Source organism: Spiroplasma endosymbiont of Polydrusus pterygomalis (assembly GCF_964030635.1).
Classification (GTDB): Bacteria; Bacillota_I; Bacilli_A; order Mycoplasmatales; family Mycoplasmataceae; genus Spiroplasma.
The window spans coordinates 493,760-507,324 of sequence record NZ_OZ034909.1; the positions used below are offsets into that span (position 1 = coordinate 493,760).

The 13,565-nt window shown below is 26.9% G+C and carries 15 protein-coding genes; 12 read left to right on the forward strand and 3 right to left on the reverse strand.

Annotated elements, in window-relative coordinates; translation table 4 throughout:
• Positions 1-93 precede the first annotated feature (93 nt).
• The 5 genes from ACQH23_RS03290 to ACQH23_RS03310 all read left to right on the forward strand — a co-directional run bounded on the left by ACQH23_RS03290 (position 94) and on the right by ACQH23_RS03310 (position 3,596).
• A complete protein-coding gene (locus tag ACQH23_RS03290) occupies positions 94-1,044 on the forward strand; it encodes an IS30 family transposase (protein WP_425377887.1) in 951 nt (316 codons plus the stop codon).
• An 84-nt stretch (positions 1,045-1,128) separates the two neighbouring features.
• Positions 1,129-1,581: a hypothetical protein gene (locus ACQH23_RS03295; protein WP_425378909.1), complete on the forward strand. Its 453-nt coding sequence runs from the start codon at positions 1,129-1,131 to the stop codon at positions 1,579-1,581.
• On the forward strand, positions 1,556-1,960 hold the full coding sequence (locus ACQH23_RS03300; protein ID WP_425378910.1) for a hypothetical protein: 405 nt from the start codon (positions 1,556-1,558) through the stop codon (positions 1,958-1,960). Before ACQH23_RS03295 ends, ACQH23_RS03300 begins: the two co-directional genes overlap by 26 nt.
• A gap of 11 nt (positions 1,961-1,971) precedes the next feature.
• A complete protein-coding gene (locus ACQH23_RS03305) occupies positions 1,972-2,430 on the forward strand; it encodes a hypothetical protein (protein WP_425378911.1) in 459 nt (152 codons plus the stop codon).
• A 17-nt stretch (positions 2,431-2,447) separates the two neighbouring features.
• Positions 2,448-3,596: a hypothetical protein gene (locus ACQH23_RS03310; protein WP_425378912.1), complete on the forward strand. Its 1,149-nt coding sequence runs from the start codon at positions 2,448-2,450 to the stop codon at positions 3,594-3,596.
• A 9-nt stretch (positions 3,597-3,605) separates the two neighbouring features.
• Here the strand turns inward: ACQH23_RS03310 and ACQH23_RS03315 are convergent, their stop codons facing one another.
• The gene (locus ACQH23_RS03315) at positions 3,606-3,788 is read right to left on the reverse strand and encodes a hypothetical protein (RefSeq protein WP_425377776.1); all 183 of its coding nucleotides are present in this window, start codon (positions 3,786-3,788) and stop codon (positions 3,606-3,608) included.
• A gap of 275 nt (positions 3,789-4,063) precedes the next feature.
• Between ACQH23_RS03315 and ACQH23_RS03320 the strand changes: the two genes are divergently transcribed.
• From ACQH23_RS03320 to ACQH23_RS03350, 7 genes are all read left to right on the forward strand, one after another.
• On the forward strand, positions 4,064-4,210 hold the full coding sequence (locus ACQH23_RS03320; protein ID WP_425378913.1) for a hypothetical protein: 147 nt from the start codon (positions 4,064-4,066) through the stop codon (positions 4,208-4,210).
• A gap of 216 nt (positions 4,211-4,426) precedes the next feature.
• Positions 4,427-4,963, forward strand: coding sequence for a DDE-type integrase/transposase/recombinase (locus ACQH23_RS03325; RefSeq protein ID WP_425378914.1), 537 nt, complete (start codon positions 4,427-4,429; stop codon positions 4,961-4,963).
• Positions 4,964-5,164: 201 nt separating this feature from the next.
• Positions 5,165-7,102 carry a DNA topoisomerase IV subunit B gene (parE, locus tag ACQH23_RS03330; RefSeq protein ID WP_425378915.1) on the forward strand — a complete coding sequence of 646 codons (1,938 nt, stop codon included), beginning with the start codon at positions 5,165-5,167 and terminating at the stop codon, positions 7,100-7,102.
• 11 nt (positions 7,103-7,113) lie between these two features.
• On the forward strand, positions 7,114-7,398 hold the full coding sequence (locus ACQH23_RS03335) for a hypothetical protein (RefSeq protein WP_425378916.1): 285 nt from the start codon (positions 7,114-7,116) through the stop codon (positions 7,396-7,398).
• Between the two features lie 160 nt (positions 7,399-7,558).
• Positions 7,559-7,690: a hypothetical protein gene (locus tag ACQH23_RS03340; protein ID WP_425378917.1), complete on the forward strand. Its 132-nt coding sequence runs from the start codon at positions 7,559-7,561 to the stop codon at positions 7,688-7,690.
• A gap of 332 nt (positions 7,691-8,022) precedes the next feature.
• On the forward strand, positions 8,023-10,839 hold the full coding sequence (gene parC, locus ACQH23_RS03345) for a DNA topoisomerase IV subunit A (protein WP_425378918.1): 2,817 nt from the start codon (positions 8,023-8,025) through the stop codon (positions 10,837-10,839).
• Positions 10,840-10,943: 104 nt separating this feature from the next.
• Positions 10,944-11,468 carry a hypothetical protein gene (locus ACQH23_RS03350; RefSeq protein ID WP_425378919.1) on the forward strand — a complete coding sequence of 175 codons (525 nt, stop codon included), beginning with the start codon at positions 10,944-10,946 and terminating at the stop codon, positions 11,466-11,468.
• Between the two features lie 194 nt (positions 11,469-11,662).
• Here ACQH23_RS03350 and ACQH23_RS03355 read toward each other — a convergent pair whose 3' ends face one another.
• On the reverse strand, positions 11,663-12,049 hold the full coding sequence (locus tag ACQH23_RS03355) for a hypothetical protein (protein ID WP_425378920.1): 387 nt from the start codon (positions 12,047-12,049) through the stop codon (positions 11,663-11,665).
• Between the two features lie 209 nt (positions 12,050-12,258).
• Positions 12,259-13,209, reverse strand: coding sequence for an IS30 family transposase (locus tag ACQH23_RS03360; RefSeq protein WP_425377887.1), 951 nt, complete (start codon positions 13,207-13,209; stop codon positions 12,259-12,261).
• Positions 13,210-13,565 lie beyond the last annotated feature (356 nt).

Here is a 13,565-nt window from a genome sequence, read left to right on the forward strand (position 1 = left end):
GTAAGTGCAAGTAAATAAAATTGCAAAAAATCTCATATAAAAATTTTATGATGCTAAGTTTATTTTAGAAAAAATAAAGCAAGGAGTTTTTATATGGGATATAAACATCTTGGCATAGATGAAAGAATTTATATTGAGAATCAATTGAAGTTTAAAATAAAAATTAGTGAAATAGCTAAAAATCTTAATCGAAGTATTAGTACTATTATTCGAGAAGTTAATAGAAATAAAGATAATAATCATTATTTTTCATTAATTGCACAAAATAAAGCAGAAAATAGAAAACAATCACATATTTATTTTCATAAGTTTAAAAATAGAGAATTAGTAAAATATGTACAACAAAAATTATTATTAGGTTGATCACCCGAACAAATTTATGGCAGAATTAAAAATTTTCATAAAGAATGAATTATTAGTTTTAAAACAATTTACAATTGAATTTATTCTGGATTACTTGAAAAAGTTACTAATAAAAATTTAAGAAGAAAAGGTAAGAAACGAAAATATCAAGAAAATCGGGGTAAATTTAATGGTAAATCAATTAAAGAACGAAATGCTAATGTTAATAATCGCGTAACTCTTGGTCATTGAGAAGGTGATACCGTAGTATCATCACGAGGTAAAAGTAAATCATGTTTAATAACTTTAGTTGAAAGAACATCAAGATTTACTTTAGCAATATTAGTTGAAAATAGAACTACTAAAGTTATTAACGAAAATATTAGCCATTATTTATCAATTCTTCCAAATAATCTTGTTAAGACTATAACATTTGATCGTGGTAAAGAATTTGCTAATTGACAACAACTTGAAAAAAATTTAAATGTGAAAATTTATTTTGCTAATGCATATTCACCCTGACAAAGAGGTACTAATGAAAATACTAATGGTTTAATTAGAGAAAAATTTCCTAAAAAATTTAATTTTTCAAATACTACTAAAAATGCAGTTCATAAATTTATATTGTCTTTAAACCAAAGACCAAGAAAAATACTAAATTATCTTTCGCCAATCGAATATTTGGTTAGAAAAATAATTTAGTTGCACTTAACTTTACAATTTGGCAAAAAATAAATTGTTTCTTAAAAAGGGGTAAATTAAAAATGCTAAATTATTTCACTAAAAATGACTAAATATATTATTGCAGTTGATCCTGCCGGAATTGGACAAACTGGTATTATTATTTATAATGTTTTGCAACAGAAAATAATTAATAATATTACTTTTAATTCTAAAAATGAAGAAGAAGCAATAAATAATATCTATTTAATATTAAACAATTTTCAAAAGCAAACTTGTTCTTATTTAAATAAAGTTCTTGTAATAATTGAAGATTATCAACTGCATAAGGGTTTAAAAATAACAAATCCATTATCTACCCCTAAATTTATTGGTGGTTTAAAAGTTTTATGCAAATATCTATTTAATTTAAATTATGTTTTACAATCACCAGTTGTTAAGAAAAATTATATTTATAAAGGAAATATTATAATTACCGAGCATGAACATGATGCTTGAAAACATTTACAATATTTTTTAGCAAAAGGAGTTGATGAAAATTTCACAAACAAAAAGTAATTTATGTAAAACAACAGTCACTCCTAAAAAGACAAAAACAAAAAAAAGAGTTAATAAGTTAGAATTAACGGTTAGACTACATGAAAATCCTGTTAAAACTAAAATTAAGGCCCTTGTTGCTGGTGGTGTTGAAGTTGATGCTTGTTCAGCGAAATGTCAGTGAGAGGGATTAAATTACTCAACATTATCAATCTATAGCCCATCTATTTTAACTGCTTTTTTGAAATGAAAAAAAGATGATGAGATAAAAATTAAAGGCTTGGTATTTAATCAGTTGAATTTAAAAACTAAACGTTATTTTTTATCTTTTCGAGTCGATACTTTTGAAATTATAAAAAAGGTGATTAGAAAAAGAACAAATACAAATATTAAAAAATAGGAGGAAAAACAATGGCATTAAAAAATGTAAAATATGTTCTTATAAACGAAAATAATGAACCAATTAAAAATGAAAACGATAGTTTTGATATTAAAACTGCTGAAATTATTTTAGAAAATACTGCTGAAGTTGAAGAATTTAATGCAAGTAATTTAGAAAACATTGATCAACAAATTAATGAATTAGAAATAAAAAATAATGCATTAATTTCACAACTTGAACAACAAACTATTCAATTAAAACAAGAAGTAATTGAATTTATGATTGATTTTTGAACTGACAATCAAGAATTTAAAAATATCTTATTAAAATCTTATGATATTAATGACAATATTGAAATCATTAAAACACAATTGCAAAGTGTTTATGATGAATTAATTAAGGTACAAACTGTTAATACTGGTGGTGTACCAAAAATAGAAAACAAAGAAAAAAATATTATCGATACAGACAATGTATTTAATAAATAGAAGGAAGGAAATTAATTATGGCACAAAATCCACAAAGAATATTTGGAGATATTGCTAACAAAGCAACACAAAAAGAGTGTGAAGCATTTGACCAATGATATTTGCAAACATACCAACAAAAATTTAGTTGAGAAGCATTATTTGCGTGAAAAGAAGCCAATAAGTTTGGTTTAACATATAAAAGAAAGAAAAATATTCAATATAGTGAAGGTTTAGGGACGAACGGACAAGGATTTAATACTGATGATAATATTCTAAAATATTCAACTGTTGAATTTGAAGATGGAATTGTTGAATTAGATACAATTTTAACTTTTGCTCGTAAATTAGACCCTGTAGAAAGTGATTTTAATCCTAATCTTTGGGCCGCGGATGTTGAACAAGCAATGGATACTGAGGTTGCTTATAAACGCAATAAAATTTTAGATATTATTAACAAAGGAACAGTTACAACTATTGAAGGGAAAAAAGCAGATGAGACAAATGCTTTACAAATTCATGATGAAATTATGGATAAATTATATGAAAATGGTTTTACCCCATCAGAAACAGTTGTTTTGGGTTCGGCTGATTTTATTCGTGGCATTCGTAATAAATTACAGTTACAACTTGTAGCAAACGACCAAATAAAAAGTGTAATCACAACAAGTGGAGCAATGAAAACTGTTGAAGGAACAACATACTATATGGTTCCGAAAAAATTACCAATTATTAATAAAGATGGTTCAGAAGGAATGATTGCTTTATTACCAGATGATGTTAATGCAATTGCCTTTAAATTTAGTAAAAAATATGACCCTCTTATTTTACGCAAAAAAGACCATACTCCGTTAAGAGTTGGTGCTGCGGCATTAGGTACTGGAATGGGTAATACTTTAATTATGGAAAGAGTTTTATATTTAGGTGGAGCAGTAGTTGAAGCAAAAGGAATTATTAAGCATTCTTATCAAATTACAGAAAAACCTAAATTATCCGATAAAATTACTATAAAAGCAGTTGGTAAATTAGCAAATGGCGAAGATGCAACAGTTTTAAATGCTGCTAAGTCAAAAAATTCTAACAACCCCGCAGATTTAAAAATTAATAGTAATGACAAAAATGGTAGTGCCATTGTTTCAAGTCCAACACACAATGGAATAGACTGCACCCTGTTTAGTAAGTGTTAATAAAAAGGTTTACAAACTTTCATTTATTATATCTTTTTCTTTTTGGTTTGAATATCATTTATTTCATTTTTTAACATCATTAATATATTCATTATGAGATTTATAATTTTTATTATGGATTGTTCCTTTTTTAAGTAATGAATGAAAACTTTCAATAATAATGTTGTCTGCACAATGATAATTTTTACCCATTGAAATTATAATTTTGTTATCTAAACATTTACTATTATAATCTCTAGATGTATATTGATATCCGTGATCTGAATGAATTATTGTTTTATTTAGATCTTTTTTTATTTTTTTAATTTTATTAATTGCAGCATTTAAATTATCAATTACAAGTTTGTTATTATTAAATTTTGATCATTTTACATCAATAATTTCTTTAGTATATCCTAGACTGCACCCAAAAAAGTAAGTAAAGAAAAAAAGTCTTTGCTAAACTTTTAAAGGAGGTGCATTTTTATATGGCAAGAAAAGAACAAAAATTTAATAAATATACAGCAGATTTTCGAAAAAGGATAGGACAAGAGGTTAAAAATAATAGTATAAGTTTTATTGCAAAAAATATGCAATTAATAAAAAACTGTTGCTTCATGGTATGAAAATTTTAAGAAAGGAATTTTAAACACCAATAAAGGTCCAAAAGAATCATTTGAAAAAAGAGATTTAAACTATTACAAAGTTAGGTATGAATTATTAAAAAAGCTTCATGACTTTTACAATTAAATAAAAGAAAAATTGTATTTTTTAAAATCGCCAAATTGTAAAGTTAAGTGCAACTAAATTATTTTGCTAACCAAATATTCGATTGGCGAAAGATAATTTAGTTGCACTTAACTTTACAATTTGGCGATAAATATCCTGATTTAGTAAATCGTAATTTTAATGATATTAAAGAAAGATTTTCAATTTTATTTACTGATGTAACTTATTTAATTTGAAATGGTAAAAAACATTATCAATCAACAATAATTGATGGATATACTAAAGAAATTATTGATGTAAAATGATCAAAATTTAATAATAACAAACTTGTAATTGATAATTTAAATGCTGCAATTAATAAAATTAAAAAAATAAAAAAAGATCTAAATAAAACAATAATTCATTCAGATCACGGATATCAATATACATCTAGAGATTATAATAGTAAATGTTTAGATAAAAAAATTATAATTTCAATGGGTAAAAATTATCATTGTGCAGACAACATTATTATTGAAAGTTTTCATTCATTACTTAAAAAAGGAACAATCCATAATAAAAATTATAAATCTCATAATGAATATATTAATGATGTTAAAAAATGAAATAAATGATATTCAAACCAAAAAGAAAAAGATATAATAAATGAAAGTTTGTAAACCTTTTTATTAATACTTACTAAACAGGGTGCAGTCTATTTATTGATTTTTTATAAAATGTATTTCTTGCAAATATCTATATTTTATAAGGGTTTTTAACTTTATCAAGATTTTTCTCAAAATTAAAAATAATTGTAAATAAAACCGTTATAATATAAGATATTAATAGTGAAATTATAAGTAAAAGGGATGATAGAGAATATGAGTATTGAAGATAAAACATTAAAGTATGATGAATCATCAATTCAAATTTTAGAAGGATTAGACGCTGTTCGAAAACGACCAGGGATGTATATTGGGTCAACTGATGTTCGTGGTTTACATCATTTGGTTTGAGAAATTATTGATAATTCAATTGATGAAGCATTGGCAGGCTATTGCGATGAAATTAATATTATCATTTATAAAAATAATGCCATTACCGTTGCTGATAATGGCCGTGGTGTTCCAACCGGAATTCATGCTTCAGGAAAGTCAACGCCAGAAGTAATTTTTTCTGTTTTACATGCGGGGGGAAAATTTGGTGGTGATGGTTATAAAACATCAGGAGGATTACATGGGGTTGGTTCTTCGGTTGTTAATGCTTTATCATCAGCATTTGATGTGACAATTTATCGTGACCAAAAGGTTTGAAATATTAAATTTGCTAATGGGGGACAAGTAAAAGAACCATTAACTAAAATTGGAACAACAACTAAAATTGGAACAACAATTACTTTTTTACCTGATCATAAGATTTTTAAAGTAGTTGATTTTTCCTTTTCAACAATTGCTGAACGAATTCATGAATCAGCCTTTTTAAATAGTGGTGTAAAACTTACGTTACATGATCAACGAACTGATAAAAAAGTATCATATTTATTTAATGATGGTTTAGAAGAATTTATTACATATATGAATGAAGGGAAAAAAAGTATTACCCCAATTGTGATGCTAAAAGGGGTAGAAAAACAAATTGAAGTTGAAATCGCTTTGCAATATTCAACCGAATTTAATGAAAATTTACTTAGTTTTGCTAATAATGTTAAGACAAGTGAAGGCGGAAGCCATGTTGCTGGGTTTCGAACAGGATTAACAAAAGTTATTAATGATTATGCCCGAAAAGAAGGATTGTTAAAAGAAAAAGATAAGAACCTTGATTCAGTTGATACTCGTGAGGGCTTAACAGCAGTTATTTCCGTAAAAATTCCCGAAAATTTAATTCAATATGAAGGACAAACAAAAGGAAAATTAGGAACTTATGAAGCTCGCACAGTGGTTGAAAACATTGTTGCGAAACAATTTGGCTTTTGATTAAACGAAAATAAAACAAACGCTTATACTATTATTGAAAAAGCATTATTAGCTCGTAATGTTCGCGAAGAAGCTCGTAAAGCGCGGGAAGCAGCGCGGAATAACAAAAAACGTGGGAATAGTGACCGTTTATTAACAGGGAAGTTAACCCCCGCTCAAAGTCGCAATAAATTTGATAATGAGATTTTTCTGGTTGAAGGAGATTCAGCTGGTGGTAGTGCAAAGTTAGGGCGTGATCGTCGTTTTCAAGCAATCTTACCATTACGAGGAAAAGTAATTAATGCCGAAAAGGCAAAAATGCAGGATTTAATGAATAATGAAGAGATTAATGTTATGATTAATGCCATTGGCGCTGGTGTTGGGAATGGGTTTGATATTAATGATGCAAATTATGGAAAAGTAATTATAATGACTGATGCTGATACTGATGGTGCGCATATTCAAACTTTATTATTAACATTTTTTTACCGTTACATGCGGCCATTAATTGAAAATCATCGGGTGTTTCTTGCCTTACCCCCTTTATTTAAAATTACTAGTACCAAAAATAAGCATATTGAATATTCGTGAGATGAAAATGAATTAAAAAATAAATTAAGTCAATTTAATGGTAAATTTGAATTACAGCGCTATAAAGGATTAGGGGAGATGAATGCCGAACAATTATGGGAAACCACGATGAATCCGCAAACTCGTCAGTTAATTTTGGTAACAATTGATGACGCTGTTATAGCTGAAAAACGTATTGTAACCTTAATGGGAGATGATGCTAAAAAACGCAAAGATTGAATTGATGAAAATGTTAAATTCACTTTAGAAGACGATTTTCAAGCAATCATTAGTTAACAAGGATTATGATGTTGCAACAATCAATTAAAAAAGTAATTGATAACCTAAATCAAATAAATATATCCCTTAGTCAATACCAAAATTTTCAGTTATGACTTATTAAAACAAAAGAAACAAGTACGATTTTAACATTAGAAATATCAACAACTAGTGGTAGTGAAAATAGTGATAATATTATTGTAACAACGATTGATTTGCCAATAACGGATGAAACAACATTAAGATGATGTTATGAAAGTTTATTATTATCGGAACAACAAACTGTTCAAAAAGAATTTTTTTGAAAAAAATAATACAACAGCCAGAACCACTTTATAAATTAGAAAGCAGTAGTAACTTATACGCATTAACCAAAAGAGGCCTTCATTTTTTAATGATAATGCTTTTGCGCTTGAATTAAATTACTATAATTATAATATTTTAATAATTTTGATTGCTTACCAAAAAATTAATATGAGTGTAAACTTTGCAAAACCTGGATTAATTAATGTTCCAAATTTAGAGGCAAAAATTAAACAACAATTAAATGCTTTAAACCAAACAACTTATAAATTATCCTTAATTGAAGGAACATTAGCTTATTAATTCGAAATTGATTGATTATCACAAAAAGGAATGTATATAATTAAATCAGGAACAATAATTTATTATCAACAATAATTTGCAATAAGAACAGATATTTTATTCCAATTTTTACACTTAATTACAATATGTAATGCATTTAAAAGCCAAATATTAGAATATTATCGAACGTTGTTATTATTAACTCATCATCAACAACTTTTTGGCTATGATAAAGAACAGGATTATTGAATATTAACAAAATTAGGGCAAAAGTTATTTTGTCAAATTGATTATAAAAAATTTATAATTAAGACATAAATGATGAAAGTTCATTTATAGAGAGGGATTTAAAAATGAGTAGTAATGAAAAAGAAAATGAATTAATTTATACTTTAAATGATATTATGTCAGAACGATTTGGTCGTTATGCAAAATATATTATTCAAGATCGTGCCTTACCCGATGTTCGTGATGGATTAAAACCCGTTCAACGCCGAATTTTATTTGCGATGAATGAGTTACGGTTAACTTTTAATATTAGTTATAAGAAATCAGCGCGGATTGTTGGAGAAGTAATTGGGAAATATCATCCCCATGGTGATACTTCTGTTTACGACGCAATGGTCAGATTATCGCAAGATTGAAAAGTTCGTTATCCCTTAATTGATATGCACGGAAACAATGGTTCAATTGATGGTGATCCATCCGCAGCGATGCGTTATACTGAAACTCGTTTAAGTGAAATTTCATCATTTTTATTACAAGATCTTGATAAAAAAACAGTTGCTTTTGCTCCTAATTTTGATGATTCAGAACAAGAACCGGTTGTTTTACCATCCTTATTTCCAAATTTATTAGTTAATGGTTCAACCGGAATTGCGGCTGGATATGCCACGAATATTCCTCCCCATAATTTACATGAAATTATTAATGCAACAATTCATTTTATTCAAAAACCAGACAGTACCGTTAAAGAATTAGTAAAATACGTTAAGGGTCCTGATTTTCCAACGGGGGGAATTATCCAAGGAAAAAGTGGGATTTTAGAAGCGTATGAAACAGGAAAAGGAAAAATTATTGTTCGTAGTAAGATTGCTTATGAGAATAATGCCTTAGTTATTACCGAAATCCCGTATGAAGTTGTTAAACAAGACTTAGTTAAAAAGATTGATGATATTAAATATAATGAACCAGGCTTAAATATTAAAGAAGTCCGTGATGAAACAGACCGAGAAGGGTTACGGATTATCATTGAATTAGGGAAACAAGTAAATGTTGAAACTGTTCGGAAATTTTTATTAAAAAATACTAATTTGCAAATTTCTTATAATTTTAATATGGTTGCAATTGCCAAAAAACAGCCACGTCAATTAGGTTTACAAGCAATTTTAGCATACTATGTTGAACATCAACAAGAAGTTGTTACTAATCGTTCACGTTTTGAATTATCTCGTGCCCAAAAACGTTCTGAAATTGTAGCGGGATTAATTAAAACAATTAGTATTTTAGACGAAGTTATTGCTGTTATTCGCCATTCTAAAGATCGTAGTGATGCAATCCATAACTTAGTGAAAAAGTTTGCTTTTACACAAATTCAAGCAGAAGCGATTGTACAATTACGTTTATATCGTTTAACTTCAAATGATATTTTGCAATTAAAAGCTGAACAAAAAGAATTAATTGCCACAATTGCGGAGTTAAAAGCAATTTTAATAGATATCAACAAATTAAATCATGTTATTATTAATCAATTAGAATTAATTAAGAAAAAGTTTGTTTCTCGTCGTCGGAGTGTTATTGAAAATGAAATTGAAACAATTGAAATTCAAAAGACAGAAACAATTATTGAAAAAGATTTGAGTATTTGAATTTCTCGCGATGGATATTTAAAAGCGTTAGAAAATAATCAATTAGTCCGCTTATCATCCGAAGAATTTAAACGAAAACCAAGGGATTTATGAATTGCTGATTTACAAGCAAGTACTTCTGATAAAATTTTATTAATTACTTCAAAAGGAAATTATGTTATTATTCCAGTCTATAAAATTAAAACCGTTCGTTTACGTGATATTGGTGAACATGTTAATACAATTTCCGAATTACCAGGAGAAGAAAAAATTATTAGTGCTTTTTTACTAAATGATTTTAATAAAAAAGAACAATATATTATGTTAGCAACTAAAAACGGAATGATTAAAAAGACGGCAGTTAAGGATTTTGAAGCGACGCGAATTAGTAAAGCAATTAAAGCGATTAACTTAAAAAATGATGATGAAGTTGTTGCTAGTCAGCTAGTTGGCCATTATCCTTATGTTGTGATAACAACAGCGAATGGTTTTATTGTTAAATATCGGAGAAAACAAATTCCAATCTTAGGATTACGCACAGCGGGGGTTAAATCAATCAATTTACGAGATGATGTTGTTATTAGTGCTGGTTATTGTGAAGAAGATGATTTAGTTTTCATTACGAACCTTAATACCGGGAAAAAGATATCTTTAACCGAAATTCCAACATCGACTCGACCAGTTCGAGGGACTCGCTTGTATAAATTAAATAAAGATATGAACGAACTTGTCCGCTGAGCTTTTTTAACAAAAGGGAAAGACACTTTACATATGTTAAATCAAAGTGATAAAATTGATTTATTTAATACTGATAAAATGGATGTTCACAAATTAGTTATGGCTAATCATGTGTTAAGATTTGAAAACATTGTTGATATTGTGATTCCCCAATACTATGATTTAAAAGTAATTCCTTCGAAAAAAAGTTTGGAAAACAGTAATATTACTGGTAAGAAAAACGCTAATCATCATGAACATGAAAATACTAATAGTGCTAAACGCATAATTGAAGCAACAAATACGCCTAATAATGTCCCAATTAATAAAACTGTTTCAGATGAAAAAAAATATGAACAAGGAACAAATCCACCAGATAGTAATAATGATGAAGAAAGTGATCTCACTGTTAAATTAGCTCTAATGATTCCAACTAATGAAATTTATCAAGCGGAACAAGTTATTGCAACAGTAGAACCGATTAAGACATTTGAAAAGAATATTAAAAAAACAAAGCGATTAAAGAAAAAACTGTGATTAAACCACGCGGAGAAAAAATGCGGAAAAAAAAGCAAAATATTAAAGCAATGAAAAAGAAATACTTAAAAGCAAAATATGAAAAAGAACAATTTCACCACCAGAGGTAGGCGAGGTTTAAAGAGACGAAAACATTACCCCGGGTTCCTCCACCTCCACCACAACAACCGACCTTGTTTGTTCGTAAAACATTTGGGAAAGTAAAAACAACGGCCAATATGTTGATTGAAAAGAAACAACGTGAACAAGCAAAAGTAGCATTAATAAAAGCCCAAGCACAACAAAACCAGCCATCAAAAAATGAGCAAATAACGGAAACTTTTTTTCATCCAACAAAACCAACTTTTGGGAAAGTAGTTACTATTGTTGAAGTTCTTTTGAAAGATAAACATCAACAACAAATTGATTTTAAATTTAATAATAATGAGGGTTATGAAGAAACAGTAACAAGACCGATTGTAAAAGATAAATCACGAACAGAATGATTAAAAGCAATTGAACAAGCCCCCGCGGAGACAATTGAAGTTGGTTTAAAAAATGTTAATTCAAATAATCATGAGCAAACTCTTCAAAGAGTTGATTTTAATCAAATACCAAAGCAGGGTATTACAAAAAAATTTAAAAAAAACTTAGCAGTTGAAGAAACAAAAGAATTGCAATTAACAATTCATGATATTTTAGATAAAAGTAAAAAATAGAATTATTTTAAAATCAGTCAAGAATTGACTGATTTTCATACCTGAATTGTAAATATATTTGGGACACTTTATTGAATATTTTGCTTTAATTTTGTTTTAATTTTGTCGAAAACTCTTGATAAAGTTAAAAAAATCATCAATATGACAATTTTAAAACGAATTTGATGGAAGATTATTATTGTTCTTTAACTTTTTTAGATGTTAAAATATAATACCGTTGCTTGTTGGTTTGGTGTTAAATCTTTGTGTTGGTATTTTCATTTTCAGAGATTTAAATAATTTTGAATGTTAGTAAAACCTAAACCACGATAATGAATTAAGGCTTCTTTAAGACTTGCTTGTAATTTACTAATTTTATTTAATTTTCGATAACTGGCATCAGGATTTGTCCTAGTTTTAGTGGCATATAAAGTAGAACTTGTTTGTTTTGCTACTAATAAATATAATGGTTGCATATCAGAAATAATAATGGAATTTTTGTTAATTAATTTTGTATTCATATTTTCAATAATTCACTGTTTTTGTAATCGTTTGGTATTAGTGGATTGAACAAAAATATTATTATTAGTATTAACCGCCATTTGAATACAACATTTACTGTTAGTGGAAAATGGATCAAGATGAGTTTTTCGTTTATCAAATTTATCTTTAAAATTGCCTTTATGGATTTCTTTAATAGACTTCTTGCGATACCTTGTTATTTATGCTTAAAAAGCAATTAAAATTTTTAAAAATGCTTATTTTAAAGTTTAATTTAATTTTTTTTGACAAATTGTAAAGTTAAGTGCAACTAAATTATTTTTCTAACCAAATATTCGATTGGCGAAAGATAATTTAGTATTTTTCTTGGTCTTTGGTTTAAAGACAATATAAATTTATGAACTGCATTTTTAGTAGTATTTGAAAAATTAAATTTTTTAGGAAATTTTTCTCTAATTAAACCATTAGTATTTTCATTAGTACCTCTTTGTCAGGGTGAATATGCATTAGCAAAATAAATTTTCACATTTAAATTTTTTTCAAGTTGTTGTCAATTAGCAAATTCTTTACCACGATCAAATGTTATAGTCTTAACAAGATTATTTGGAAGAATTGATAAATAATGGCTAATATTTTCGTTAATAACTTTAGTAGTTCTATTTTCAACTAATATTGCTAAAGTAAATCTTGATGTTCTTTCAACTAAAGTTATTAAACATGATTTACTTTTACCTCGTGATGATACTACGGTATCACCTTCTCAATGACCAAGAGTTACGCGATTATTAACATTAGCATTTCGTTCTTTAATTGATTTACCATTAAATTTACCCCGATTTTCTTGATATTTTCGTTTCTTACCTTTTCTTCTTAAATTTTTATTAGTAACTTTTTCAAGTAATCCAGAATAAATTCAATTGTAAATTGTTTTAAAACTAATAATTCATTCTTTATGAAAATTTTTAATTCTGCCATAAATTTGTTCGGGTGATCAACCTAATAATAATTTTTGTTGTACATATTTTACTAATTCTCTATTTTTAAACTTATGAAAATAAATATGTGATTGTTTTCTATTTTCTGCTTTATTTTGTGCAATTAATGAAAAATAATGATTATTATCTTTATTTCTATTAACTTCTCGAATAATAGTACTAATACTTCGATTAAGATTTTTAGCTATTTCACTAATTTTTATTTTAAACTTCAATTGATTCTCAATATAAATTCTTTCATCTATGCCAAGATGTTTATATCCCATATAAAAACTCCTTGCTTTATTTTTTCTAAAATAAACTTAGCATCATAAAATTTTTATATGAGATTTTTTGCAATTTTATTTACTTGCACTTACAAGTATAATTCAGCTTTTAAATTAAATAAATACAATTTAAATATTTTTTTATGTAAATTAATTAAAATTATGATCCCTTTATTTTTATTAAGATTTTTTAGATAAAAATAAGGCTTTATTTTATATGTGCAATGTTTCTTTTAACTGAGATATATAAATAAAAATTTTTCTAGATTATTATTAATATATAAAATTAGGAGAAACTGTGCAATTCATTATCATGGTTTAGGTTTTACTAACATTCAAAATTATTTAAATCTCTG